This window comes from Kibdelosporangium phytohabitans (genome assembly GCF_001302585.1).
GTDB lineage: Bacteria > Actinomycetota > Actinomycetes > Mycobacteriales > Pseudonocardiaceae > Kibdelosporangium > Kibdelosporangium phytohabitans.
The window spans coordinates 9,320,064-9,344,931 of sequence record NZ_CP012752.1 but is presented as its reverse complement, the minus strand read 5'-3'; the positions used below and the strand labels follow the sequence as shown (position 1 = coordinate 9,344,931).

Annotated in this window: 18 protein-coding genes; 11 read left to right on the top strand and 7 right to left on the bottom strand. The window is 68.5% G+C overall.

Translation table 11 applies throughout. The annotated features are described in order from the left end of the window. Positions 1 to 328: 328 nt before the first annotated feature. Positions 329 to 1,879, bottom strand: a complete 1,551-nt coding sequence (locus tag AOZ06_RS41640; protein ID WP_225953030.1) for a carboxylesterase/lipase family protein — start codon at positions 1,877 to 1,879, stop codon at positions 329 to 331. Positions 1,880 to 1,953: 74 nt separating this feature from the next. Between AOZ06_RS41640 and AOZ06_RS41635 the strand changes: the two genes are divergently transcribed. Together AOZ06_RS41635 and AOZ06_RS41630 are read left to right on the top strand one after the other, a co-directional pair. Continuing rightward, complete coding sequence (locus AOZ06_RS41635; RefSeq protein ID WP_054294402.1) at positions 1,954 to 2,547, top strand: TetR/AcrR family transcriptional regulator; 594 nt, start codon at positions 1,954 to 1,956, stop codon at positions 2,545 to 2,547. 32 nt (positions 2,548 to 2,579) lie between these two features. Beyond that, the gene (locus tag AOZ06_RS41630) at positions 2,580 to 3,038 is read left to right on the top strand and encodes a GNAT family N-acetyltransferase (protein WP_179950774.1); all 459 of its coding nucleotides are present in this window, start codon (positions 2,580 to 2,582) and stop codon (positions 3,036 to 3,038) included. Here the strand turns inward: AOZ06_RS41630 and AOZ06_RS41625 are convergent. From AOZ06_RS41625 to AOZ06_RS41615, 3 genes are all read right to left on the bottom strand, one after another. Then, positions 3,032 to 5,221 (bottom strand): DEAD/DEAH box helicase, encoded by a 2,190-nt coding sequence (locus AOZ06_RS41625; protein ID WP_054294401.1) that lies wholly within the window; start codon positions 5,219 to 5,221, stop codon positions 3,032 to 3,034. The genes AOZ06_RS41630 and AOZ06_RS41625 overlap by 7 nt on opposite strands. Next, positions 5,221 to 8,862 (bottom strand): caspase, EACC1-associated type, encoded by a 3,642-nt coding sequence (locus AOZ06_RS41620; RefSeq protein ID WP_054294400.1) that lies wholly within the window; start codon positions 8,860 to 8,862, stop codon positions 5,221 to 5,223. The genes AOZ06_RS41625 and AOZ06_RS41620 overlap by 1 nt, the downstream gene beginning before the upstream one ends. 251 nt (positions 8,863 to 9,113) lie before the next feature. Next, the gene (locus AOZ06_RS41615; protein WP_054294399.1) at positions 9,114 to 9,692 is read right to left on the bottom strand and encodes a suppressor of fused domain protein; all 579 of its coding nucleotides are present in this window, start codon (positions 9,690 to 9,692) and stop codon (positions 9,114 to 9,116) included. Between the two features lie 484 nt (positions 9,693 to 10,176). Here AOZ06_RS41615 and AOZ06_RS60845 point away from each other — a divergent pair, with 484 nt between their 5' ends. Continuing rightward, positions 10,177 to 11,238: a GntR family transcriptional regulator gene (locus AOZ06_RS60845; RefSeq protein WP_236951907.1), complete on the top strand. Its 1,062-nt coding sequence runs from the start codon at positions 10,177 to 10,179 to the stop codon at positions 11,236 to 11,238. Positions 11,239 to 11,297: 59 nt separating this feature from the next. On the opposite strand, the gene AOZ06_RS41600 is transcribed toward AOZ06_RS60845, so the two are convergent. Next, positions 11,298 to 12,386, bottom strand: coding sequence for a S1 family peptidase (locus AOZ06_RS41600; RefSeq protein WP_157233535.1), 1,089 nt, complete (start codon positions 12,384 to 12,386; stop codon positions 11,298 to 11,300). Positions 12,387 to 12,556: 170 nt separating this feature from the next. On the opposite strand from AOZ06_RS41600, the gene AOZ06_RS57295 reads away from it, so the two are divergent. After that, positions 12,557 to 12,736 carry a hypothetical protein gene (locus tag AOZ06_RS57295; protein WP_157233534.1) on the top strand — a complete coding sequence of 60 codons (180 nt, stop codon included), beginning with the start codon at positions 12,557 to 12,559 and terminating at the stop codon, positions 12,734 to 12,736. Here AOZ06_RS57295 and AOZ06_RS41595 read toward each other — a convergent pair. Continuing rightward, positions 12,733 to 13,350 (bottom strand): helix-turn-helix transcriptional regulator, encoded by a 618-nt coding sequence (locus AOZ06_RS41595; RefSeq protein WP_063810209.1) that lies wholly within the window; start codon positions 13,348 to 13,350, stop codon positions 12,733 to 12,735. The genes AOZ06_RS57295 and AOZ06_RS41595 overlap by 4 nt on opposite strands. A gap of 450 nt (positions 13,351 to 13,800) precedes the next feature. Between AOZ06_RS41595 and AOZ06_RS41590 the strand changes: the two genes are divergently transcribed. Beyond that, the gene (locus tag AOZ06_RS41590) at positions 13,801 to 14,880 is read left to right on the top strand and encodes an aminotransferase class I/II-fold pyridoxal phosphate-dependent enzyme (RefSeq protein WP_218921867.1); all 1,080 of its coding nucleotides are present in this window, start codon (positions 13,801 to 13,803) and stop codon (positions 14,878 to 14,880) included. Between the two features lies 1 nt (position 14,881). Here the strand turns inward: AOZ06_RS41590 and AOZ06_RS41585 are convergent, their stop codons facing one another. After that, positions 14,882 to 16,033, bottom strand: a complete 1,152-nt coding sequence (locus AOZ06_RS41585; protein ID WP_054294393.1) for an aminotransferase-like domain-containing protein — start codon at positions 16,031 to 16,033, stop codon at positions 14,882 to 14,884. Positions 16,034 to 16,240: 207 nt separating this feature from the next. Here AOZ06_RS41585 and vioD point away from each other — a divergent pair, with 207 nt between their 5' ends. From vioD to AOZ06_RS41555, 6 genes are all read left to right on the top strand, one after another. Continuing rightward, the gene (vioD, locus tag AOZ06_RS41580) at positions 16,241 to 17,368 is read left to right on the top strand and encodes a capreomycidine synthase (RefSeq protein WP_054294392.1); all 1,128 of its coding nucleotides are present in this window, start codon (positions 16,241 to 16,243) and stop codon (positions 17,366 to 17,368) included. A 75-nt stretch (positions 17,369 to 17,443) separates the two neighbouring features. Then, positions 17,444 to 18,481: a guanitoxin biosynthesis L-enduracididine beta-hydroxylase GntD gene (gntD, locus tag AOZ06_RS41575; protein WP_054294391.1), complete on the top strand. Its 1,038-nt coding sequence runs from the start codon at positions 17,444 to 17,446 to the stop codon at positions 18,479 to 18,481. 24 nt (positions 18,482 to 18,505) lie between these two features. After that, complete coding sequence (locus AOZ06_RS41570) at positions 18,506 to 19,429, top strand: ParB N-terminal domain-containing protein (RefSeq protein ID WP_225953029.1); 924 nt, start codon at positions 18,506 to 18,508, stop codon at positions 19,427 to 19,429. Continuing rightward, entirely contained in the window at positions 19,416 to 19,613 is a 198-nt protein-coding gene (locus AOZ06_RS41565; protein ID WP_054294389.1) for an MbtH family protein, read from the top strand. Before AOZ06_RS41570 ends, AOZ06_RS41565 begins: the two co-directional genes overlap by 14 nt. 31 nt (positions 19,614 to 19,644) lie before the next feature. Continuing rightward, positions 19,645 to 23,520 carry an alpha/beta fold hydrolase gene (locus tag AOZ06_RS41560; RefSeq protein ID WP_054294388.1) on the top strand — a complete coding sequence of 1,292 codons (3,876 nt, stop codon included), beginning with the start codon at positions 19,645 to 19,647 and terminating at the stop codon, positions 23,518 to 23,520. Further along, the gene (locus tag AOZ06_RS41555; protein ID WP_083472281.1) at positions 23,501 to 24,811 is read left to right on the top strand and encodes an MFS transporter; all 1,311 of its coding nucleotides are present in this window, start codon (positions 23,501 to 23,503) and stop codon (positions 24,809 to 24,811) included. Before AOZ06_RS41560 ends, AOZ06_RS41555 begins: the two co-directional genes overlap by 20 nt. Positions 24,812 to 24,868: the final 57 nt, after the last annotated feature.

The following is a 24,868-nucleotide window of genomic DNA, read 5'->3' as shown; positions in this document are numbered from 1 at the left end:
TGACATCGAGTGTGGCTCGATAGGTGATCGCGGGGAGCCTTCCGGGGCTGAGTCGTCGCGAACCCAGTCCTCGGACGGCTACCCGGCCAGGATCGTTAGCTTTCCTGGCAATGATCTTGCTGAGATCACCTCGTATGTCTGGTTGTTGTGGCAGTGCGCCCTGGTCAAGTGACAGTGCCTCAGCCGCGCTGTGCACGGGGACGCTGCATGGACCCGGGGGTGTGTGGGCCTACGTCGGCGTTCAGCCGACGTAAGTCCTGGCTGTGCAGGTGGTGTTCCTGATTCGCGAGGGAGAGGTGTCCGGTGCGTACGGCGAGCCGAGATGGGGCTACCAGCCGCGTACACGGTGCCAGAAGGCGAGGTGGTGTTCGGCTTCGTAGTCCATTGGGTGGGTTGTGTCGGGGGCGAGGGATTGTGCCTGGGGGAATCGGGGCCAGTGGGGTAATCCGGGGGCGTTGGGGTTTGAGGTTCGGGCGAACTGGGTCCAGTATCGGATCATCTGGCTGGACAGACGTCGTTGTCCCGGGGTGAAGGGTGGGGTGTATCCGGGGAGGTCGAACAGGTAGGCCACGTCTGAGCCGTGGTAGGCGCCGAGGGGGTAGCCGGGCTGGTGGATTCCGGGCAGCACCGGGGCCGATCGGTCGGCGAACTCGAACGCGAAAACCGGTACGTGCCTTGCGAGCAGGCGTTGGGTTTCGTGGCTCGTGTGTGCCCAGATCCGGTCGGTGTGGACGGTCGCGTAGACGATTCGGTTGTCGCCGTTCTGCGGCGGGTACTGCCTGGCTACCTCTGCGCCGACCACTGGTCCGAAGTCGGCCTCGAGCATTGTGCGGTATCCGGCGGGCGACAGCGGTTCAGGTGCGAAGCCGGGAATGGACGAGCTGCTTTCGTCACGGGTGGCGCCAATGAGTACCGGCACGCGGTGGAACCTGTTGGCACGTAGTGCTTCGGCGGGATGAGTAGGCAGGGTGCGGGTGTCGTGGACCGGCATGAACTCCTGCATACGTGGCAGCAGTGCGTCAGGTGCTTTGGCGCGCATGCATTCCACTGCGGTCACCGGGTCGCTGCAACCTTGGACGGCGGCCTCCTGCAGTCCTTTGGCGACTGAGCTGTGCCGCGACACGAACGGCGAGGCCACATGGTCGAGCGTGCCGGTCCCGAGGGGCCAATCGAGCAGGCACGTGCCGCTCTGCATGATCGCGCGGTGGAACAATCCCGCCGCCCCAGGGGATGTGAGCTGTGCGCAAGCGCTCATCGCGCCGGCGGATTCACCCATCAACGTGACGTTGCCGGGATCGCCACCGAACGCGCGGACGTTGCGTTGCGTCCACCGCAGCGCGGCCTGTTGGTCGAGCAGTCCGAACGAACCACCGTCGGCCAACCCGGGCAGGGCGAGGAAACCGAAGATGCCGAGGCGGTAGTTCGGGGACACGACAACGACATCCCCTTCGTCGGCTAGCCTGCGGGCGTCGTAGTCCCGGTTGCCGCCGGAGTAGAAACCGCCGCCGTACAACCAGACCACCACCGGACGCGGCCGGCGCGGGCTCGCTCCTCCTGGCGTGTTCACGGTCAGGTACAGGCAGTCCTCCGACTGCGGCCCTGGCTCACTCGTCAGATCCTGCAGGCAGGTCGGTGGTGGTTCGGTGACGTCCCGGACGCCCGGCCAGGGTGGCGCCGGGCGTGGGGCCTGCCAGCGCGACCGGCCGGTCGGTGGCGCGGCGAACGGGATGGCGTGGAACGTCGTCACTTCCGGCTCGGCCACTCCCCGGACCAGGCCGCGGTCGGTCCGCACGACCGCGTTCGATTCGGCCGCGGCGGGGGCCGCCGGGAGCACCATCACCAGGGCGCACAAGGCTGCGCCCAACCGTCCGAGTTTCATCTTCTTCCCCTCGCGATCCCAGTAGCACGAGTGTGCTAGTCGCACTTTAGCACAGTTGTGTTACGGTTGCTTCCGTGGTTGTGGTTGATCCGGATGTCCGTAGGCGGGAGCTGGCCGAGGCGGTGTGGCGGGTGGTCCTGCGGGACGGCCTGATCGGGGCGTCGGTGCGCAACGTCGCCCGGGAGGCCGGCCTGTCGATGGGCTCGTTGCGGCACTACTTCGGTTCGCAGGCCGAGCTCCTGTCGTTCTCGCTCCGGCTGGTCGGCGAACGGACCACCGCGCGACTGCGAGCGCTGGACGTCACCGCCCCGCCTCGCGAGCTGATCGAGCAGGTCGTCCACGCGGTACTGCCCCTCGACGAGGAAACCAGGCGGGAAACCCAGATCTGGCTGGCGTTCCTCGGCGCCGAACTGACCACCCGCGGCCTGAGCAAGCTCAACGACGAGGTCTACGACGGCCTCCGGCACCTGTTCGGACTGGTGATCCAGGCCCTGGTCGAGGCGAACCTGGTCAGACCGGAACTGGACCTCGAACAGGAAACCCAGCGCCTCCACGCCCTGGTCGACGGCCTGGCGGTGCACGCGGTGACCCGTCCGGACCGCATGCCCGCCGACCAGGTCAAGGCCCTATTGGCGCATCACCTCGAAGAACTCTGCGAACCCACCTGAATTGTCGGTACCCGGTGGCAGACTCCCGCGACATGACAGACGACGTGCAGCTGAGAGACGTCCGCGAGGCCGACCTGCGGACTTTCCACGAGCAGGAGCAGGACCCGGAAGCTGTCCGCCGGTCGCGGTTCGAGCCACGCGACGAAGAGGCGTTCACAGCCCACTGGAGGAAGGAGATACTGGGCGACCCGCTGACCTTCGTGCAGACGGTGGCGGTCAACGGCGAACCAGCGGGCAACGTGATCGCCTGGTGGGAGAAGAACCAGAGGTTCCTCGGCTACTGGTTCGGCCGCGAGTACTGGGGCAGGGGGATCGCGACGCGGGCGTTGAGCCTGTTCCTGGCTGCGGAGCAGACCCGTCCGCTGTACGCGGATCCCTTCTCCGGCAACGTTGCCTCCGTCCGCCTGTTGGAGAAACACGGCTTCCAGCAGGTCGGGACCATCCGGCACGGCGAGGACGAGCACATCCTGTTAGCCCTGGCCGCTCAGTAGTCGTCGCCGCCGAGCCGCCGCCGTTCGACCTCGACGATCCGGCCTTTGGCCGCTTCCTCGCTGTGCCATGCCGTGTCCACGGCGCGAGCGTCGGATTCCTTCGCTGTGCTCTTGCGGGCGTAGGCGTCGAACAACCGGGTCTTGCCTTCGAGGATCTCCCGGATGCGTTCGTCGACGGAATCCTTCGCCATCAGGCGGTGGACGTGGACCTTGCGGAACTGACCCATCCGGTGGGCTCGGGCGATCGCCTGGTCCTCGGTGCTCGGTTTCCACTGCGGCTCGGTGATGATCATCACCGACGCGGCCTGGATGTTCAGGCCGACGCCGCCCGCTTCGATCTGGCTCAGCAGCACGGCGTGGCCCGAGCGCCGCGAGAAGCTGTCGACCAGCTCCTGCTTGCGCCTGGGCGAAGCCGATCCGGTCAGCGGCCCGAACGCCACCGGCCCGACGGCTTCGCGGACGCAGGCAAGCACATCGAGGAAATAGGAGAAGACGATGACCTTCCACTCACTGGCCGCTGACTCCTCGACGATCTCCAGCAGCCGCTCCACCTTGGCTGAGCCGCCCTTACCCGCCATGAACGCCGCACGCCGCATCTTCATGTAGTGCCCGGACATGACGGCTCTGCGGTAGTGCCGTTCGTCGGCGTCGGAGAACTGCACCCAGTCGTCCATCTCCAGCCGCTCAGGCAACTCGCGCAGAACATCTTCCTGGTTGCGGCGCAAGTACACAGGCGCGACAGCCCGGCGGAACGCTCGTGCGCCGCCGAGCGCGTCGAGCGGCTGGACCTTTGCTGCGATCGCCGGTTGCAGGTAGCCGACCAGGTTCCTGAACTCCTCGACGCGGTTCTCCATCGGCGTGCCTGTCAGGAAGAGAGCCCGTTCCGCCTTGTCCACCACGGACAGCACGGCCTGAGTGCGTTGCGCCTGCGGGTTTTTGACGTAGTGCGCTTCGTCGACGACGACCATGCTCAACCGCGCGGTCGGCAGGCTCAGCCGGCCCAAGGTGGTGTAGGTGGTGACGGCGACACCGCCTTGCCGTGCCCAGGCTTCGGTGGCCGCGTCCCGCCCGGCTCCGTACAACCCGTGCGCGGGCAGAACAGTGTGTTTGCCGATTTCATTGATCCAGTTGACGAGCACGCTCGCCGGGCAGACGACCAGGAACAGGTTCTGGCCGTTCGCGGCCAGATGAGCCGCGGCGGCCAGTGCCTGGACGGTCTTGCCCAGTCCCATCTCGTCGCCGAGGATGACGCGCCGCTGCGTGATGGCGTACTGCGCGCCGAAAACCTGGTAGCCGCGCAAGGTGGCGGTGAGACGGCTCGTGTCCAGCGGGACCGCCTGGATCTTGCGGGCCAGGTCGTTGGACGCGTAGCCATGGGCGGCTTCCGTGTCGTCGGCGCGCTGGACGCCGGAGAGTGTCGAGAGGAGCGAACTGATGTCCGCGGCGGAGCTCTCGTAGCTGCGCCAGAGCTCGTCCGTCTGGGAACCCGTGGCCGCCACCGCGGCCTCGGCCGACGCGATGTCCCGCCGCAGCGCGGTGACACCGGATCCGGCGAGCAACGCCTCGATGTCCTGCAGCGCAGTCAGCGCGGCGGTTCTCTTCTCCTTGCCGGAGAAGAACATCCGGACTCTGCTCCTGGCTCTGCGAGCCGCTTCGGACAACGGCGAGGCCTGGTCGCGCAGCCGTTCGACATCGGGACGCAGCCGCTTGGCGGCCTGCTCGGCTGCCCGCAGCTTGACCAGGCTGCTCAGCAACTCGGTGTCCCGCGCCGGTCGCCCGCTCACGTCGAACCGGATCACCGTGTCCTGCCGGAACTGCTGAGCGACCTGCGCGGCGGCCCGGGAGATCGCCTTGGCCGAGTTCTCCCCGACGCCCTGCACGGCGATGAGCGCGGACACCGGCACCGACCGGATGTCCGCCGCCGTTCGGTACCCGGCGTCGGCCAGTTTGCCGAAGCGGACACCTTTGGCGACCACGTTGCGCAGGTCGTTGAGCGGGGTGGCACGGAGTTTCCGGAGAACCTGAGCTTCGATCAGCTTGTTCGCGGCCTCGGTCGCGTTCTCTCGCAACGCTTGCGGCGCGTCGACAAGGGCTGTTGCCTGTCGCAGGAGCGCGTCCAGTGCGTCCAGCTTCTCCCGAGCCTTGGCGCCCACCTGCTTTCGTCGTGCCCCGGCGTCGGCCATCAGGTGGCCTTGGGCTGGTCGAACAACCGCCAGGCAGGCATTCGCCTCGCGGGTTGGTCAGGCTGGGCCAGGAGTCGCTTGCGTTCGTACTGCAGGCGCAGATGCCGCGCCGGGTCGGTGTCTTCGTATCCGCGGTCGAGCAGGATAGTGCTCGTGCCGGACGGGTCCACCACCACGGCGTCGGCGACGTGGCCCGAAACCACCTCGTGCAGACGGCATTCGACGCGGCTGCTCAGCTGCTCGTGCAGCCGCAGCAGAAGCGGGTCGAGCTCGAGGTCGGTCGCCTGTTGTCGCGACGCGGACGCGGCGGCGTCCACCAGGATCCGGCCGACGCCGGTCTGGCCACCCCAGAAGTCGGGATGTCCCACGACGATGAGATGGGACTTGGCCCGGGTGATCGCCACATTCCACAGGTACAGCTGGTTGGCCAGCCACGCCCGGCTGCCCGGGGGCATCTCCTTGGTGGCCACCAAGGAGAAGAGGATGACGTCACGCTGGCTGCCTTGGAAGGTGTGCACCGTCCCGACCTGGATCCGGTCGTTGCGGGGCAGCCGGTCGGTCAGCAGCCGGGCCTGCGGCTTGTACGGTGTGACGACACCGATCGTGGCGTCTTCAGGTAAGGATTCGAGCAGGTACGCGACGGATTTCACGACCTTCGCGACCTCTGCTTCGTTGATCCACGACCCGCCCTTGGCGCGACGGGCCGTGCCGCGCTCTTTGGCCCAGAGCACAGCCGGGCGTGACAACCCGTGCTGTTTGGCGACGTCGGTCATCACAGTGAGCTGGCCGCCGTAGAACTGTTCGTTGGCGATCGCCGCGATCGCCGGATGGCAACGGAAATGCTCGTCCAGCAGCAGACTGGTGCCGCCGACGGCGGTCTCGAAGGCGTGGAACGCGGAGTGCCGGTGGTAGGTGGCACGGCGTTGCTCGAGCCAGCTCGCCTGAATACCGACAGCACGGCGGATCTCGGCTTCCTGTGCGGCCGGCAGCGTCACCACGGGCGGCAGTTGCATGGGGTCGCCGATGATCAGCGCACGTTTGGCCCGGTACAGCACCGGCAGCACCTGGGGAATCGCACACTGGCTCGCTTCGTCCACGATGACCAGGTCGAACAGCGCGGGATCCGGTGGGAAACGGCGAACGCTCAAGGTGGTCACCGCCCACCCCTTGATGTGTTTCAGCACGGCGCGCAGCTCCGGCCAGTCCTTCCCGGAGACCTGCATGAACGCGGACAGGTGCTGTCGTCCCGTCTGCACGCCTGCTCCCACCGAGGCTGCCAGCAGCGTCTCGGACCGTTCCCGCACGGACTCCTGCCGCGCGTCGAACGAGTGCTTCTGGGCGTCGTCGTCTGGCAGATCTCTGGCCGTGGCCAGTAATTTCTGCCAGTTCCGTTCCGCCGCGGCCCAGGTCGCGATCGCGGAGCAGAGGTCGGGCGACGGCTCGCCCGACCATTCCATCCGGCGGAGGAAACGGCCTTGGCGCCACCGTGCGAACAAGCGCGCCGCCGCGGCCTTGCCGGCTCGGTGCGCGAGGGCGTCCAGGTCGATCCGGGCCGCGAAGTGAGCGCGCAACGACTCCGGGGTGCTGGCCAGCGCCGTCGCTGCTGTTTCGTTCGCCTCAGCCGATCGCAGGAGATCGTGTTCCAGCCGTGCTTTGTACGCCATCGCTGTCACGGTCTCGTCCAACGCCTTGCGGGCGTGGAAAAGCTGTGCTGCCGCGGTGCTGACGTTGATCTTCGGCAGCTGTTTCGTGGTCAGCTGCCGAAGAGTCTCGCGTTCTTTCCTCTTGGCCTCGACGTTGCCCGTCCGGACCAGGGAACCCGTGACCATGTCCTGGCATCGTTGCGCCACCTCGTCAACGGCACGGTTGTTCGTCGACGCCACAAGCACGGACTGTCCATTCGCCACCGCGGTCGCCGCGAGGTTGGCGACCAGTTGGCTCTTGCCGGTCCCTGGTGGACCCGTTGCCACGGTCAACCGCCTGGTCATCGCTGATCGCAGGACGGCGTCCTGCCCTTCGTTGGCGGCGAAGGGCGTCACCGGCTTCCAGTCGGGGCCCACTTGCTGGTCAGCTGTCGCGTCCAGCAGGGCGGCGAGAGCCGTGCCCCTGATGGAGTCCTTGCCGGACGCGATCTTGTCGAGATCGCGCAGCAGTTGCTGGTTCACGTTCTCGGAGCTGTGCACGCGGAACAGGACCGCGGCGTTGCGTGCGCCCTGGACGGGCGTCCTGGTGTCGACGGTCGGCTCGAGGTCGAGCGGCAACAGTTGTTGCACGTCAGGAAGGTGGAACTCCTCCCTGAGGAAATGCCGGATCTCCTGCACCATCTGGCTGTGCATCCCGCTGGTCCAGGTCGCCTGGTACGTCGCCCGCATCTGCTCGGCCTCGTCGGCACCGAGAAGGTTCTCGGCCAGTCGCGGGTGCGGCTCGGGTTCGCCGAAGGGCTCCAACCGCATGCCGTCGCTGCCGGCGACGACCTGGACCTGCCGGACGAACAGCGGCGCGAACCGCGGCACGCGTAAAGCGTTGCCGTTCTTGTCGGACAACAGGACCACGGCCGGATAGCCGTACCACAGGTCAGTTTCCTGCAATGCCGCCTGCTCGACGAAGTCGACGGCATCCTCAGGCACGGGGATCGACCCGGTGCTGTCCAGATCGCCGGACAGCAGGCGCTCGGTGCCGGGCAGGCAGACGTATCCGTCGCCGACCTGGTCGACGCTCAGCAGCGGCATGTCCGACGAGGCCGCGGCGCCCAGGCATTGCCGGTAGTACTCGATCAGCAGGCCCCACGCGTCCGTGCCGTGGCTTCCCGCGACCGCGCGAGCCGCCCCGAGCTGGACGGGCGAACTGGCGGTGACCACCGGCAACGGCGGACCCGCGTAGCTGCGGGCGAGGTCGATCCGCGTGTTGACCTTGTCGGCCGAGAACAGCGGCGTCTGCGGCGTCGGCAGGTCACGTCGGCGGACCTGCTGGTTGACGTAGTGGAACAGTTCGTCCACGGACACGATTCCGTCGTTGCCCGTGTCGCCCCGCCCGGTGCGCAGCGCGTTGACTAGTTCCTCGGTGAACACCGACGGAGTCGAACCGTCCGACGTCGCGTTGCCGGCGTAGGAGGACTCGTCGGCGCCCGAGGACGAGAGGACGTAGACACCGCGGCTGGTGAGCGGAGCCACCGGCGGCTCGGGCGATTTCGTGTTGCGGGTGCGGAAACCCAGGCTGTAGCCACCGCTCTGGCAGCAGTCGAGGATCGCGACCTTCTGCGGCGCGGCGGCCTGTTCCAGCTGCTCGTTGACGAAGGTGGCGCCGACCCCGGTCGACGCCATCCGCCGCACGTCGGTGTCCGAGGCGATGAAGAAGAACTCCCCGGTGGTCTGCGACATCCGGGCGCCGTGCCCGCTGATGTAGAGCAGCCCGAGGTCCGCGGGCCCGAGGTCCTCGGTGAACGCGCTGATCTCCTGGCGCATCACGTCCGCGCCGGGATCGACGACGACCCGGACCTCGCTGAACGCGCCGATGGCGGGGTGTTCGAGAACCTGCCGCAGCTGCGCCGTGTCCACCGCGGTGCACGGAAGCGGTGAAAGGTCCCGGTCCCGATAGGTTCCGATGCCGATCAGCAATGCCCGCTTGCGCAGTGGCGTGCTCACGACAGTCCGTTCGCCGGCAACTCCGCGAACACGGCCAGTAGTCCGAACATCGGTCCAGAACGCGTCACAGGCCCCCCTCTGACGTCTTCGGATGCGGGAACGAGGAACTGTACCGCTCCCGGCGAAGCAACCCGAATGCACCCGACAGGGAATTGTCGCAACCCGATCACGGTCGATCAAGATCGCCATTGGGCAATCCGTCGATCGTGTGAAAACCGGCTGGCGCGGGAACGCGCCAGCCGGCCGCGGTGTCACAACGTGGAAGGCCTGGTGATGTCGAAAAGATCAGGCCGGACGATGTCCCAGTGGTCGTAGAGCGTGTCCGCGTCCTGCACGGCGCAGCCGACCTCCGCGCGGGTGAGCGGTATCAGCGTGATGATCTGGAACTCGACGTTCTCGCTGGTGAGAGCGGCACCCGGAAATGTGGGGAGGTAGTTGAAGTCGGACACGAAGCGCGGGTGGCTCGACGCGAGCACGGCGACGATGCCGGAGTCCTCGAAGCATTCCTCCACGTTGTCCAGCACTTGGCCGAACTCCAGGCCGCGTCGCGTCTCGGTGACGTAATCGCACCCGTAGCGAATGAGCGCTCGGGCATGCCCGATTTGGCTCCGCCGCAGCGTGCAGGCCAGCTCCTCGCCGAAAGGAACATCGGCTTCGACGTGCCGGAGGCCATCGCTGACGATGGTGACGAGGTCGTCGCTGCTGAAACACGCGAGACCGTACTCGCAGTACGTCCGGCCATGCGGCTTCGAGTCCGTGCCGACATAGGTTCCGGCGAACTTCTGCACGTGCCGCAGAAGCGGGGGCAGAACAGGTATGTGTTGGTCCATGCAGCCATGGTGGCGATTGGAATCACCAGTTGAGATTCGTGAATTGACGAGTCCAGCAGCTATGTGCCCGTCATTTCCTCGGATGACTGAGGCTCGTCACGCGCTTGTATGTGGGTGACCCACCCAGTGCATACGGCTCGACGGATGCGCAGGATCACCAAGCAGTCAACAGAAGCGGGCAACGTGACGGGCCGGCCGTACGCGTGGCACGGGACGCCCGGGTTGCGCCACCAGATACGGACAGCCAGGTGTGTCAGGCCAATGACACCGAAACGCGACCCCGGTGTGGACGTGGCCGGGTCGGCTGCGTCCGGTCGGGTGAAATCCGGGCCGCGACCAGCCTGCGACACGGGAACGCCCGATCGAGGCGTACCTCGATCGGGCGAACCTGAACCGGCAGGCGAACCGCTCAGTCCGTGTGCGAGACCTCGATGTAGTGCTTGCCGTTCGTAGGCACGCACTCAAGACCGTTCACAGTGGGGTCGTGCGGCAACGCACGCAGGGCCTGGACGCACCGCGCCGAGTCGCGAGTCTGCCGGCGCAACTGGTGGACGCCCTCCGTGAGCAGATCGAATCCGGCGCCTGGCCGGTCGGAACGTGGATCCCGCCCGAACACGACCTGGTCAAGCAGATCGGAGTCGGGCGCACGACAGTGCGCGAAACGCTCGGCGCGCTCGTGCACGTGGGCCTGCACCGGCGACGACCTGGTCCGTCTTCGGAGCCTTCTCGACGAGGCCGAGGGCGCGCGGGACGCGGCCGCCAGCGAGATCGTGAAGCTCACCGAAACCGAAACGGCACCGCCGAAGTGACCCTCTCGAAGCCCCCGGACATCCACATCGACCCGGGCCTGGCCGTGACCACCGGAAAACCGGTCATGGCCGCCATGGCGGCCGGCCTCCTGATCGCGATCCTCTTGGTGGCGGCCAACTTGCGCGCGACGCTGACGAGCGTGGGCACGCTGCTGCCGTCGATCGAGCGCGACACCGGGTTGACGGCGTCAGCGGGTGGTGTGCTGAACACATTGCCGCTACTCATGTTCGCGGTCACTTCACCCTTTGTCGGCCGTATCTCGCACCGGGTCGGCACCACGCGCCTGTTCGTCGCTGCCCTCGCATTCCTGACAGTGGCACTGTGGTCCCGGTCCCTCCCGTCGATCGCATGCCTGTTCCTCGGAACGGTGATCCTGTCGGCAGCGATCGCGGTGGGCAATGTCCTGCTGCCCACGGTGATCCGCACTCCCGTCCCCGGACCTCAGGGGCACACCGTCAGCGCCCTCTGCGTCACCGTGATGGGACTGGTCGCCGCACTGTCGTCCGGCATCTCCGTTCCACTGGCCAAAGCCCTGCCGGGAAGCCGGCATTCCGCCCTGGCGGGGAGTGGTCATAGCCCTCGTGGCGCTCGCCGCCTGGCTGCCCCGGCTGCGCGATCCTGTTTCTCATGCCAGCTCTCACAGTCGTGGCGTGCACGCTCCTCGGGCCGGGGGCAACGGCGCACGTCTCGTACTGGTCCTGAGTTTCCGAAGCCTGCGCGCCCCGAGCCCCAGTGAAACCAGGTGGGTGGGCTGAAGTCTGGCGGCCCCCAGCCCACCCGGCTGTGCCGGGACCGTCAGGGTGAGGTCACGGCGGTGAGTCCGTAGGCAGCGATCAGGCTGCTGTAGGGCTCGGCGAGCATGTCCGCGCCGCCGCGTCCGGTGTGGATCCCGATGACGAAGACCCCTCTGTTGTCGGTGGACACCGCGTAGAGCGGCGCGCCGGAGTCACCACCGGCGGACGGCACTCCAGAACCCCGGTAGACGTACTGATTGCCGGTGCAGATACCCGCGGTGCACACGGTCCCGTTCTCCGCGACCACCTTGTTGCCGCATTGCTCACCCGTGGTCGCGCCACTGCGGCAGTAGTTGGCGAAGGTGTTGAGCACGGCCGTTCCCCCGCCGTACACCAGGCGCGCGTTGCTGCTGATCTGGTTGCCACCGTAGACGTACCCCTGGTAGGTGCTGCCGGCGATGATCCCGAGGTCGTCGAGGGGGTACGTCGGATTGGCGAAGGTACCGAAGCTGTACGTCCCCAAGCCGGACCGCAGCTGCGTCCCGTTCGGGAAGCAGTGACCAGCGGTGGCCATGTACCTGTTGCCGAAGCCGTCCTGGACGGCGAACCCGGCCGAACAGATGGGGCCGTTGACGAAAGGCGTCATCAGCGAACCACCCCAGTGCGGGGCAGGGTCGTCCTGCCGGTTGAAGTCACGCCCCACGTTCGTCTCGTAGTGGTAGTAGATCAACCCGGGGGTGGCTTTCTCGAGCGGCGCGACGACGTCCGCAGGCGCGTTGGAGGCCAGCGAGATGGCGTCGCGACGCGGGTCGAAGTAGAACACGTAGTTGTACTTCTTCGCCGCTGGGTGCCAGGTGTGCTGGGTGATGGCCGAGTTGGCGGTGGTCACCTGCTGGGTGGTGAACTCGCTGTGCACCACGCGTGTGGCTGCCCCGGCGGACTGGAACGCGGCGGCAGTCGCCTTGCTCTCGGCAGGCAAGGTGACCACGTACTGCTTGGCGGCTTCGTCGTAGTAGTGGCCGAGCGCGGAGTTCGCCTTCGCGATCGTCTCGACCTTGTTGGTGCCGATGCTGTCGGCCGGCACCCGCGCGCCCGCCGGTACCGGCATCGGCGCCTTGGACGACTCAGCCCCCGCCGTTGTGCCCGCCATCGGCACACACACGCCGACGGCGGCCACAACGGCAACACATAATCTGGAGACTTTCATGCGCTTCCCCTTCAGAACCCGAACCGGCCATGTCCAGCCGGTCATCCCGGCGCAGCCGCCGGGCCGGTCACCATCGTCGGCGCGCGGGTTGCCGGAAGTGTTGTGAAGAGGTTGTGGCCGGGCTCAGCAGGGCTGTCCCGGCGGCATCGACGCTGACTGTCCCCAGTTTCCGTGACACCCCGGGCAGGGATGTGCGGCATTGGGGTGGGATGCGGCTGCTCGAAACCGTTGCGGTCAGGCCGATGCGCTCACCGGGGTACGTCGAGGCGATCGCGAACGGCTTGCTCGGCTAAGCGCTGGCCTGCCGTGCCGCGGGGACGACTGCCATCGCGGCACGGGTCAGCTCCGCCTTGTTGCCCAGGTCCATCTTGGACCGGATCCGCTTCACGTAGGTGTCGACCGTGTGCCTGCTGATGCCCAGCCTGGTGGCGACCTGGGCGTGGGTGAGCCCGGACGCGACCTGTCTGAGCACCTCGTTCTCCCGTGGCGACAGGCGCTGGACGGCGTTCTGCGGTTGCGCTGCCGGTTCACCGTCCTCCCACACCTGGCCGCCGCGGGCGACGGTGTGGATGGCGGCGACCAGTTTGTCCACATTGGAATGCCGGTCGACCGCTCCCTGCGCACCCGCCTGCGCGTAGGTCGCCAGTGTCTCGGAATCCACGTCGTCGACGAGCAGCAGCACGGACGCCGACCGCGAGACCGCGGTGACGAACTCCTCGACAGCCATGTCCTTGGCCATGGCCGGGTCGACGAGGAGCACGTCGGCACGGGGCGAACCGTGACTGTCGTGCGCGGTCTTCACCGCGGTGACCACAAGCCCTTCCGCCGCGAGGACCGATGACAGTCCTCTGGCGTAGATGGGCACGCTGTTGACGATCTCCACCTTGATCAATTTGCCCCCAGACATGTGTTGTACCCCCTGGGCGTCCCCGGCTCCCAGGTGGTGATCGGTGCTCGGCGCGTGGGATCTCCTGCAGCCTGCCCTGTCGCCGCGTGACCACCGGATAATCAAGGGATCTTGGCCGTGGCGCGTTGACCAAACGTTGCGTTCACGTTGATTCCGCAGGTCAGCACTGTTCATCCCACGTCTGCGGCCTGGGTGGAGGTAAGAGTTTCTCATATTTCCGCGGGTTCGTCGCGACGAGTGGTGGTTAATGGCGGAATCCCCGCCCGCAAGCGCCATCCCTTCTTTATGTGACATCCGATCCGGCCGTGCGTTGGTAACTTGGCCAGTGCTCGGGTCGGCAGCCGCACATCTTCGCGCCGCCCATTCCTCCGCCGAACGCTATTCCAGAATTGGGGCATCCCTATGGGGCAGATCGAACGCACTCTGACTTCCATGGAGTCGGAGGCGCTGGTGTCTCCGAAAGAAATGCTGAACCTGACCGACGGCCACCCCCGGCAGGCGCTGACCGACAACCAGCGTCGCATCATCGCGACCCTGCCCTCGATGTTCGACCAGGCACTCGACCACGCGTTCGCCGACATCGAGCTGCGTGCGCACCAGAGCTTCTTCGGCGCGATGGGGCAGCACAGCGCGCCGTTCGGCAAGGGCCGGATCCTGAGCACCTACTCGTCGACGATCGCGCTGGACATCGTGGCGCGGGTGCTGGCCGAGCGGATCCAGGAGGTCGCCGTCCTGCACCCGACCTTCGACAACATCGCCGACCTGTTCTCCGCCCGCGGCCTGCGCCTGCACCCCATCACCGAGCAGCGGATCGACGACGGCGACGTGGAACTGCCCTCGTCGATCGGGGCGGTCGTGGTGGTGCACCCGAACAACCCGACCGGCTGGATCCTGACCGAGGAGCGGCTGCGCGCACTGGCCGAGGCGTGTGCCCGCAACGGCCAGATCGTCGTGATGGACTCCAGCTTCCGCGGCCAGGACAGCCGTGCCCACTACGACACCTACGCCGTGCTCGAGGCGTCCGGCGCGGAGTGGATCGTGGTGGAGGACACCGGCAAGCTCTGGTCGGTCAGCGAGCTGAAGTCCGGCTTCCTCAGCTGGAACGAGGGGTCGACGCTGCGGTTCGTCAAGTGCTTCGACGAGGTGATGCTGTCGGTGTCGCCGGTGATCCTGCTGCTGATCGACAAACTCGCTGAGGAGGCGCGGACCGGCGGCTTCGCCGAGATGCAGACACGTCTGAGCGAGCACCGCAACCTGGTCGCGGGCCTGTTGGAGGGCACCTCGCTGACGCTCACCGACCCGGGCTCACGGATCAGTGTCGCCCGCATCACGCTGCCGGAGACCGGGCCGGACGCCTACAAGACGTACAGCTCGCTCGTCGAACGCGGCATCCACACGCTGCCGTGCAGCCGGTTCTACTGGGCACGGCCGCACGAGGGCGACCGCCAGCTGCGGCTGTCCCTGTCGCGTCCGACGCCGGCCGTGGAGAAGGCCGCACGCACGCTCGCCGAGATCAGCCGGTCCGCCTGAGTCACCCGGCGACGGACCGGATCGCGGCGGCCAGCCGGTCAGCGGCGTCGGTCAGCCCGGCGGGGGACAGCAACGAGAAACTCAGCCTGATGTGGTCGTGGCCGCGCGCGGGATCGGTGTGGAACTGGGCACCTCCGGCGAACGACACGCCGTTGCGTTCGGCCACGACCATCAGGCTCTCCGCCGTCATCCCTTCGGGCAACCGCAACCAGAGGAACCAGCCGCCCGCCGGGCGCGGCACATCCAGGCCCGGCACGCCCGCACGCAAACCGTCGACCAACGCGTCACGCTGGCTCCGGTAGGCCGCGCGTACGCGGGCCACGTGCTCCGCGTACGCACCGGACCGGGCGAACGTGGCCATCGCCAGCGCGACCGAGTGGTTGAGCCCACCGCCGCTGTCGACGTAGCCGATCCCGGCCAGCCGATCGAGCACATCCGGCCCGGCCTGCACGAATCCCAGCCGCAGGCCGGGCGCGACCGTCTTGGAGAACGATCCGGCGCGCACGACCGGGCCACCGGGATCGACCGACCACAGCGAGGCGGGCGGCGCGCCTTCGTAGCCGAGCTCGCGGTAGGTGTCGTCTTCCACGATCGTCACGCCCGCCGCACGCGCGAACCGGACGAGCTCGGTCCGCCGGGGCTCCCCGACGCTCAGCCCGGTCGGGTTCCCGAACGTGGCCACCAGGTAGAGCAGGCCGATCCGCTGCCCGTCACCGCGCAACCGGTCCACCAGCGCGCCGAGCGCCTCGACGTCGATACCGGCGTCGTCGCGTGGCACGGGCACGAGCCGCAGGCCGCGGTCCCGCAGTATCCGCAACGCGAAGTGGTACGTCGGCACGTCCACCAGCGCGACGTCGCCGGGTGCGGCGAGGACCGTCGCGCAGAGCGTGAGCGCGTGCGACGCCCCGGCCGTCACGAAGAACTCGCCGGGTGACGCGGTCAGGGCGTCGACCGTGCCGAGGTGCTCGGCCAGCCAGTCCACGAGCGGCTGCGGCCCGGCGGAGTGGCCGTAGGTCAGGGCCTGCCAGTCGTACGCGTCGAGCGCCGCGCGGGTCGCGTCCTGCCATTGCCGCACCGGCAGCAGGCCGGGGCGCGGATGCCCCCAGCCGAGATCCAGGATGCCATCGCGTTCGACGAATTGAAGGATCGGCATCAGAAGTCCCCCGGGAAGATGTGTCGGCGTTTCGTCGCGGAAAGCCTAACCGTTATCCGGGGATAAAGGCACGCGCCGGGCAGTGCGGGCACCGCGGCGAAGAGTGTCCCTTTTTCCGGTGACATCACGGGCGAATCCGATCCCGGTAGCTTTTCGCCAGCGGGCGCCGACGCCCCGCGGACAGCCGCGTGACTGGGGGTCTCATTCATGGAAATCGCGCTCGCGAAGCTCGAGGAGTGGATGCGGGACTACTACCACGCCGTCGACCACGACATCGGCAGCAGCGGTGTCCGCGACCTGACCATCGCCGAACTGCGCGACCTGTGCGGATTCGACCTGGCCGAGCTCGACTCGCTGCTGCTGCTCGACGGCGAGCCGTACGGCAGCCGTCCGCTGCGCACCGTGCTCGCCAACCGCTGGACGGGCGGTGACATCGATCCGGTGATGGTCACGCACGGATCCAGCGAGGCCATCTACCTGACCATGTACACGGCCGTGGAACCGGGCGACACGATCATCGTCGTCGAGCCCGCGTACCAGCAGCTGCACAGCATCGCCGAAGCGCGCGGCTGCAACGTGGTGCGCTGGCCGCTGCGCCGCGACGACGGTTTCTCGGTCGACCTGGACCTGCTGCGCGAGCTCGTGGCCAAGCACCACCCGCGCATGATCGTGGTCAACTTCCCGCACAACCCCACGGGCACGTCGATCACCCCGCAGCAGCAGCGTGACCTGGTCGCCATCGCGCAGGCCGAGCAGGCCTGGCTGGTCTGGGACCACGCGTTCGGCGAGATGACCTACACCGCCGATCCGCTGCCGTTGCCGATCGGCTGGTACGACCGCAGCATCGTGTTCGGCACGTTCTCCAAGAGCTACGGGCTGGCCGGGCTGCGCGTCGGCTGGTGCCTCGGATCGCCCGCCCTGCTCGCCACAATGGCCGAGCTGCGCGACTACATCGCCCTGTACGTCTCGCCGGTGCTGGAGTTCTTCGCCGTCCAGGCCGTGACGCACGCCGACCGGATCGTGGCGTTGCAGCACGAGTACGCGCGGGAGAACCTCGACCTGCTGACGAAGTGGGCGAGTGAACGGCAGGACCTGATCAGGTTCGCCCCGCCCGCGGGTGGTGTCACCACCTTCGCCGAGTTCCCCCAGCTGACCGACGCGACACCGCTCTGCCACAAGCTCGCCCAGGACCACCGCGTGCTGCTGGTTCCCGGCAGCTGCTTCGGCGACGAGTACGCGCGGTACGCGCGGTTGCGGTTCGGCGGCACCGTCGACGAACTGACCACCGGACTCGGGCACCTCGACGAGTTGCTGCGAGCCGGCACCCGTCTCTGACTCCCGCCACAGACTCCCACCACCGACGGCGGACGCCGCTCATCCGCACCGAACGCGAGCCGAGGAGGCCGGACTTTGCACCACCTGACACTGACCGACGCAGAGATCGCCGAGATCACGCCGGTCATCGACCGCATCGCCGCGGACCACGGCGACATCGAGAACGCCGACCTGATCGCCAACGCGCGGCTGTACGCCCACGAACTGCCGTGGCGGGTAAGGGTTTTCCTCGAGGAGTACCGGATGGCCGAGCCGTCGGCCATCTGCCTCGTCTCGGGCTTCCCCGTCGACGACGAGGAAATCGGCCTGACACCCGACCACTGGAACCAGGTCGGCGCCCAGTCGCCGACGCTGCGCCAGGAGATCTTCTTCATGCTCTGCGCCGCGGCCGTCGGCGACCTGTTCGGCTGGATCAGCGCGCAGAACGCCCGGATCATGCACGACGTCCTGCCGATCAAGGCACACCGCGACGAGCAGCTCGGTGTCGGCAGCGAGATGACGCTCTGGTGGCACACCGAGGACGCGTTCAGCCCGTTCAAGGGCGACTACGTCGCACTGATGTGCCTGCGCAACCACGACGAGATCGAGACCACGCTGTGCGAGGGCGACTCGATCGACTGGTCCAAACTGGACGTCGAGAAGCTGTTCCAGCCCGAGTTCCCGATCCGGCCGGACGACTCGCACCTGCCCAGGAACAACGGGCTCGCCGACCGCACCGAGGACGACCCCGTCGCAGCGCGCCTGCTGGAACGGTCCCGTGAACGCGTCGAGGACCTGTACGACAACCCGCGCAAGAAGCCGGTGCTCTACGGCGACCCGTCGCGGCCGTACATGTCGCTCGACCCGTACTACATGCTGCTCGACGCGATGGAGCCGGAGGCGCGCAAGGCGTTCGACGATTTCACCGCCACGGTCGACAAGCAGCTGACCGGCGTGGTGCTGCGGCCGGGAGACGTGTGTTTCATCGACAACCTGCGTGCCGTGCACGGCCGCGCGTCGTTCGTGGCCCGCTACGACGGCACCGACCGCTGGCTCAAGCGGCTCAACATCACGCGCAACCTGCGCGTGTCACGGGAAGCACGCCGGTCCAGCACCGACCGGATCATCTACTGAACGGCTGAGACGATGGATGGGGCGATGACCGTGGTCGCCGCACCCGCTGTGCGGGTGCCGATCGAGGCGCTGCAGCCCGGTGATTCGCCGCGCCGGGACGGTGAGGACACCGCGCACGCCCGTGCCCTCGCGGATTCGGCGGCGTCGCTGCCGCCGATCCTCGTGCACCGGCCCACCATGCGGGTGATCGACGGGATGCACCGGGTGCACGCGGCCAGGCTGGCCGGGTTGCGCGAGATCGAGGCGCAGTTCTTCGACGGCAGCGCAGAGGACGCGTTCGTGCTCGCCGTCAAGACGAACGTCGCGCACGGCCTGCCGCTGTCGCTGACCGACCGCAAGGCCGCGGCCACGCGGATAGCCCGGTCCCACCCGCAGTGGTCGGACCGGGCCATCGCACGCGTCGCCGGCCTGTCCCCGAAGACGGTCGGCGCCGTCCGGCGGTGTTCAGCTGAGGAAGTTCTCCAGTCGCACAGCCGGATCGGCCGTGACGGACGCGTGCGACCAGTGGACGCGACGACTGGGCGCCGGGTGGCCAGCGAGATCATCGCCCGCCACCCGGGTATGTCGTTGCGGGAGATCGGGCGGACAGCGGGCATCTCGCCGGGTACGGCCCGCGACGTCCGCGAGCGCATGCGCCGTGGCGAGGACCCGCTCCCGCCGCGGCAGCGCACCGCCCAGGACAGCGCGGGTCCCGCCGACCACACTGTGCTCGGCGCGCTCGTGCGTGATCCGGTGTTGCGCAGCACCGAGGACGGGCGCGTGCTGCTGCGCTGGCTGACCGGCAGGCTGGCAGACCCGGCAGGCTGGGTGGACCGGGTCGGCACGGTCCCGGAACACTGCCGCGAACTCATCGCCAGAGTGGCGTGGCAGCACGCGAGGACATGGCGCGAGTTCGCCGAACGGCTCGACCAACTGGGCAGGACAGGAGAGGTTCGTGACGTCCGCTGAGGAGAGTGTGCGGTACGCCGTCGTGGTCAACCACGAGGAGCAGTACTCGATCTGGCCGGCCGGGCGGGAGCTCCCGCCCGGCTGGACCGCGGCCGGGATGACCGGTGACAAGCAGCAATGCCTCGACCACATCAACGAGGTCTGGACGGACATGCGGCCGTTGAGCGTGCGCCGCGTCCGGTGACGACCGAGAACCGCCGAGGAGAACGGACCCAGTGGACCAGCAGGAGTTGTTGCGCCGCATCAGTTCGCTGACCCCGGCCCAGCGCGACGCGTTCCAGCAGCGAGTCGAGCAGCAGGGCGCGATCGGCGGTGTCGCACCGCTGTCGTTCGCCCAGGAGCGGATGTGGCTGCTCGAACGGATCAGCGACGGCACGGGCGTCTACAACGAGCCGATGGTGATGGACCTGCACGGGCCGGTGCAGGCCGAGGCTCTGCGCGGGGCGTTGGAGGACCTCACCGCACGCCACCACGTGCTGCGCACGCGGCTGCTGACGCTCGGCGGTGACCGTCCACTTCAGATCGTCGCCGCGCCGGGCGACGTTCTCGAGTGGACGGTCACGGACCTGTCCGGCATGTCAGCGGACGCGGCGCACACCCGCAGCGAGCAACTGGTGACCGCCGACGCCGCGCGCCCGTTCGACCTGGCGGTGTCGCCCATCCGGGCGCAGCTGATCCGGTTCCGCCCGGATCTCCACCAGTTGCTGCTCAACATCCACCACGTGGCGTTCGACGACGGCTCTGTCGACTTGATGCACCGCGACCTGGCCACGTTCTACGAAGCACGCGTCCGTGGCGTACCGGTAGAACTGCCTGCGCTCACCACGCAGTACATCGACTACGCCGCCGCGCAGCGAGTCGCGTACCACGCCGGCGAGTTCGACAAGCAGATCGGCTACTGGGTCGAGCAACTCGCGGGCGCGCCCGAATTCCTCGACCTGCCTATTGACCGGCCACGCACGCCCGTGCGCAGCGACGACGGTGGTCTGGTGCCGTTCCAGGGCACGGCAGGCCTCGCTCAGGCCGTGCGCGACCTGGCCCGGCGCGAACAGTGCACGCCCTACACGGTCGCCCTTGCGGCGTGGCAGCTCACCTTGGGCCGGTACGCCGGGACCGACGAGTTGCTGATGGGCACGCCGGTGTCCGGCCGGACCAGTGCCGAGACCACCGAACTGATCGGCTTGTTCGTCAACACGATCGTGGTCCGGTCACGTCTCGGCGAACGCAGGACGTTCTCGCACCTGCTGGCCGAGACGCGGGCGACGGTGTTCGGCGGGCTGGCCAACCAGGACCTGCCGTTCGACAAGCTGATCGAACGCCTCGGACCGCGGCGGACCGGCAACTCGCCGCTGTTCCAGGTGATGCTCGCCTACGGGCAGTCCGGCGGTGACCCGGTCAGCGGCGCGGGCGTGGCGTTCCACCCGCCGACCGACATCGACACCGGCACCGCGAAGTTCGACATGACGATCTGGATGGACGCCGACCACGGCAAGGTCGCGGGCGACATCACGTACCACGCCGACCTGTTCGACCGGGCCACAGCCGAGCGCCTGGCGAGCTCATACGTGGCGACGCTCGAAGCCATGACGAGCGATCCCGGCCGCGTGGTGAGCGAGTACCCGGCGTCGTACCGCGACCGCGTCGAACTCGGGACTTCCCCGGACAGCGGGGAAACCGTGCACGGGTTGGTCGAGCGGCAGGCGCGCCGGACACCGGACGCGATCGCGCTGAAATCCGGCGCGCGGAGCATGACGTACGCGCAACTGGACAGCGCGGCGGAGCGCCTGGCAGACCGGCTGCGCGCAGCCGGAGCCGGTGCGGGGCAGGTCGTTGCGTTGCCGCTGGCCCGTTCGGTCGAGTTCGTCGTCGCCGCGCTCGCGGCGCTGAAATCCGGCGCCGCCTACCTGCCCCTGCATCCCGCCGAACCGCTCGATCTGCTGGCGGGCAAAGTGATCACCAGCGGTGCCGGGTTCGTGCCGGACTGCCCGGCCGGAGCCGGGATCGCCCAGCGGGTGCCCAGCGTCCGGCTCGTCGGCGAGGACACGCCCGGGTCCGGGCCTGCCGGGACGCAGGCGACTGCCGGTGACGTGGCGTGCGTGCTGTTCACCGCGGGAACCTCCGGCGAGCCCACAGCGGTCCGGCTCGAACACCGGCGAATCACCGGCGCGTTCGGCCACCCCGGGCTTGAATTGTCCACATCGGACGTCTGTGCCTCGTCGCACCCCGCGGACGCGTACCCGTCACTGCCGGGCACCTGGGCACCCCTGGCGCAGGGCGCGACCGTGCTGGTCGCGCCCGACCTCGACATCGACGTGCTGCACGACGAAGCCGTGACCGTGCTCGGCCTGACACCGTCGCTGCTGCGAGTGCTCGCAGACGACTTGCCGGGCAAGGGCGACCTCGCACTGCGTCTCGTCGTGCTCGCGGGGGAACGGCTCGACGTCGCCTCGCTGCGCCAGTGGTTCGGGTTCTTCGGCGACCAGACACCGTGCGTGCTGAACACCTACGGCACGACCGAAACCGGTGGGCCGGTGACGTGTCACAGGCTGAGCACGGCCGATCTGGCCGAGCCGTGGCGTTCACCGATCGGCAAGCCGTGGCCGGGCACATCGATCCGCCTGCTGGACAGCGCGTCGCGCCCGGTGCCCGCCGGGGTGGCCGGGGAGATCCACGTCGCCGGTACCCGGACGGGGGATCTCGCGCGCTGGACCGCGTCCGGTGGGCTCGACCACGTCGGCCGGGCGGGCGAGCAGATCACGCGGCACTGGCACCGGGTCGAGATCGGCGAGATCACGGCGGCGCTGCACCAGCTCGACGAGGTCCGGCACTGCCACGTCCGCTTCGACGGCGACGACATCGTCGCCTACGTGGTGACCGACGAGGAGCCGGACCTCGCCGGCCTGCGGCGTGCGCTCAAGGCGACGCTGCTCGAGATCACCATGCCGGACCGGTTGGTGCGGCTGCCCGCGCTGCCGCTGACCACGCGGGGCACGGTCGACCGGCATCCGCTGCCCGCCGAGGCCGCCGCCGACACGCAGGTGCGGCCCGAGTCGGCGGCGGAGTCCGTCGTCCTCGACGTGTTCCGCAAGGTCCTCGATCGGCCGGACACCGGCCTGGACGACGACTTCTTCGAACTGGGCGGCCACTCGCTCGCCGCGGTGCGGATGATGCACGAGCTCGGCAAACGGCTCGGCGGGACGCGGATGATCGGGCTGTCGGTCGTGTTCCGCGCCCGCACCGCCCGTGACCTGGCCGCCGTGTTCACCGAAGCCGACCAGGCCGGCACGTGCCTGGTGCGCATGGCCGACGGCGGCGACCAGGCCCCGCTGTTCCTGGTGCACGCGGCGGGCGGAAACGTCCTCGGCTACACCGAACTGGCCAAACGCCTCGGAAACCAGCGCCCGGTGTACGGCTTCTCCGTGCCGCCGTTCACCACGAGCACCACCGCCGCTCGGGGCGTCAACCGGTTGGCCGAGGTGTACGCCGACGAACTCCTCGCCGCCCATCCCGGCCCCTACACGCTCGGCGGCTGGTCGGCAGGCGGCGTGATCGCGGCCGAACTGGCCAAGATCCTGCAGGAGCGCGGTGCGTCGGTGGCCGCACTGGTCCTGCTCGACCCGCCGGTGCCGGGGACGGGCGAGTCCGGCGACCCGGCCGCGCTGATCGAGGACTTCGTCGACGACCTCGAAGCCACCGTGGGCAAGTCCTTCGGTTTCACCCCGGGCGAGCTGCGCGGACTGGACGAAACCGCCGCGCTCGCGTACATCGCCGACCGCGCCGACGACCCGGAGCGCGTGCAAACCGCCTACGAGCAGTACAAATGGAGTGAGACAGCGATCGACAGCCACCACCTCACCGGGGTGTTCACCGGCCGGGCGCTGCTGCTGAGCGCCGAGGACGAGGAGGACAGCGAGCACGAACTCGCCCAGTGGCGGGAATTCTGCCCCGCGCTCGAGATCGCCGGCACGCCGGGCAACCACTACACCATGCTCGCCGCTCCGGCGGTGGACCGGCTCGTCGACCTGATCAGCGCCGGTCTCGACAGCACACATCACCGGGAAGGGACCGCACATGGCGGACCAGGGGACTGACACCCAGGACACCGAGGACAACGGGACACCGGGACCGCCCGGTGCGGCGCCACCCAGGCGCCGGATCGGTGGTCTGTGGTGGCAACGCGACTTCCGGTTGTTGTGGGTCGGCGAGACGGTCAGCCAGTTCGGGTCCGTGGCGACCACAGTGGCCATCCCGCTCGTCGCGGTCACCGTGCTGGACGCGAGTGCGTTCGCCGTCGGCCTGCTGAGCGCCGCGGTCTGGTTGCCGTGGCTGCTGTTCGGGCTGCCCGCCGGGGCGTGGGTGGACCGCTTGCCGCGCAAGCCCTTGATGCTGTGGTGCGATGCGATCTCGTTCGTGCTGCTCGTCAGCGTGCCGGTGGCCGCCTGGTTCGACGTGCTGACGATCGAGCATCTGATCTCCGTCGCGTTCTTCGCGGGTGTGTCCGCGTTGTTCTTCTCCACCGCCTACCAGGTTTTCCTGCCCGCCGTCGTGGCCGACAAGGACCTCTCCGAGGCCAACGCGAAGGTGCAGGGCAGCGAGTCGGCCGCCCAGATCGGCGGTCCCGGGCTCGGTGGCCTGCTGGCGCAGGCGTTCGGTGCCGTGACGTCGTTGCTGGCCGACGCGGTCACCTTCCTCGTCTCGGCGCTCTGCCTGGCCCGGATGAAGGTGCACGATCCGCTGCCGGAGAAGGCCGAGCACGAGAAAACCAGCATCATCACCGACATCCGTGAAGGACTGCGGTACACCGTCACCGACCCGTATCTGCGGCCGCTGGTCATCTACTCCGGCACGAGCAACCTCGCCGACACCGCGCTGCAGGCCGTGCTGATCGTGTTCCTCGTCCGGGAAATCGGCCTGGACGCCGCCACTGTCGGCGGCCTGATCGCGTTCACCGGAGTGGGCGGCATCGTCGGCGCGATGGTGGCGAGCAGGATCGCGGCACGGCTGGGCACCGCGCGGACCGTGCTGATCGCGGAGATCTTCTCGATGCCGTTCGCGTTGCTCATCCCGATGACCACACCGGGACCGGGACTGGTGCTGTTCGTGATCGGCGTGCTCGTGGTCAACACGGGTATCGCGGTGTCGGACGTGATCGTCGGGACGTTCCGGCAGTCGTACACACCCCGGCACCTGCTCGGCCGGATCACCGCGAGCGACCGGTGGGTGAGTTACGGGACGATGCCGATCGGCGCGGTGCTCGGCGGCACGCTCGCCGGAGTGCTGGGCGCGCAGAACGCCATCTGGATCGCCGCGGCCATGCAGGCGATGGGTCCGCTCATCCTGCTCACCGGCCCGATGCGCAAGCAGCGTGATCTCCCGACGTGACGTCTCGGCGGTGTGCCGGAGGGGGCTGGGAAACCCGGCCCCCTTCCGGCGTTCGCG

Coding starts and splice junctions, on each gene's coding strand:
- AOZ06_RS41640 (WP_225953030.1), bottom strand. CDS start 1,879: ATGAAACTCGGACGGTTGGGCGCAGCCTTGTGCGCCCTGGTGATGGTG.
- AOZ06_RS41630 (WP_179950774.1), top strand. CDS start 2,580: ATGACAGACGACGTGCAGCTGAGAGACGTCCGCGAGGCCGACCTGCGG.
- AOZ06_RS41625 (WP_054294401.1), bottom strand. CDS start 5,221: ATGGCCGACGCCGGGGCACGACGAAAGCAGGTGGGCGCCAAGGCTCGG.
- AOZ06_RS41615 (WP_054294399.1), bottom strand. CDS start 9,692: ATGGACCAACACATACCTGTTCTGCCCCCGCTTCTGCGGCACGTGCAG.
- AOZ06_RS41600 (WP_157233535.1), bottom strand. CDS start 12,386: ATGGCGGGCACAACGGCGGGGGCTGAGTCGTCCAAGGCGCCGATGCCG.
- AOZ06_RS41595 (WP_063810209.1), bottom strand. CDS start 13,350: ATGTCTGGGGGCAAATTGATCAAGGTGGAGATCGTCAACAGCGTGCCC.
- AOZ06_RS41585 (WP_054294393.1), bottom strand. CDS start 16,033: ATGCCGATCCTTCAATTCGTCGAACGCGATGGCATCCTGGATCTCGGC.
- vioD (WP_054294392.1), top strand. CDS start 16,241: ATGGAAATCGCGCTCGCGAAGCTCGAGGAGTGGATGCGGGACTACTAC.
- AOZ06_RS41570 (WP_225953029.1), top strand. CDS start 18,506: ATGACCGTGGTCGCCGCACCCGCTGTGCGGGTGCCGATCGAGGCGCTG.
- AOZ06_RS41555 (WP_083472281.1), top strand. CDS start 23,501: ATGGCGGACCAGGGGACTGACACCCAGGACACCGAGGACAACGGGACA.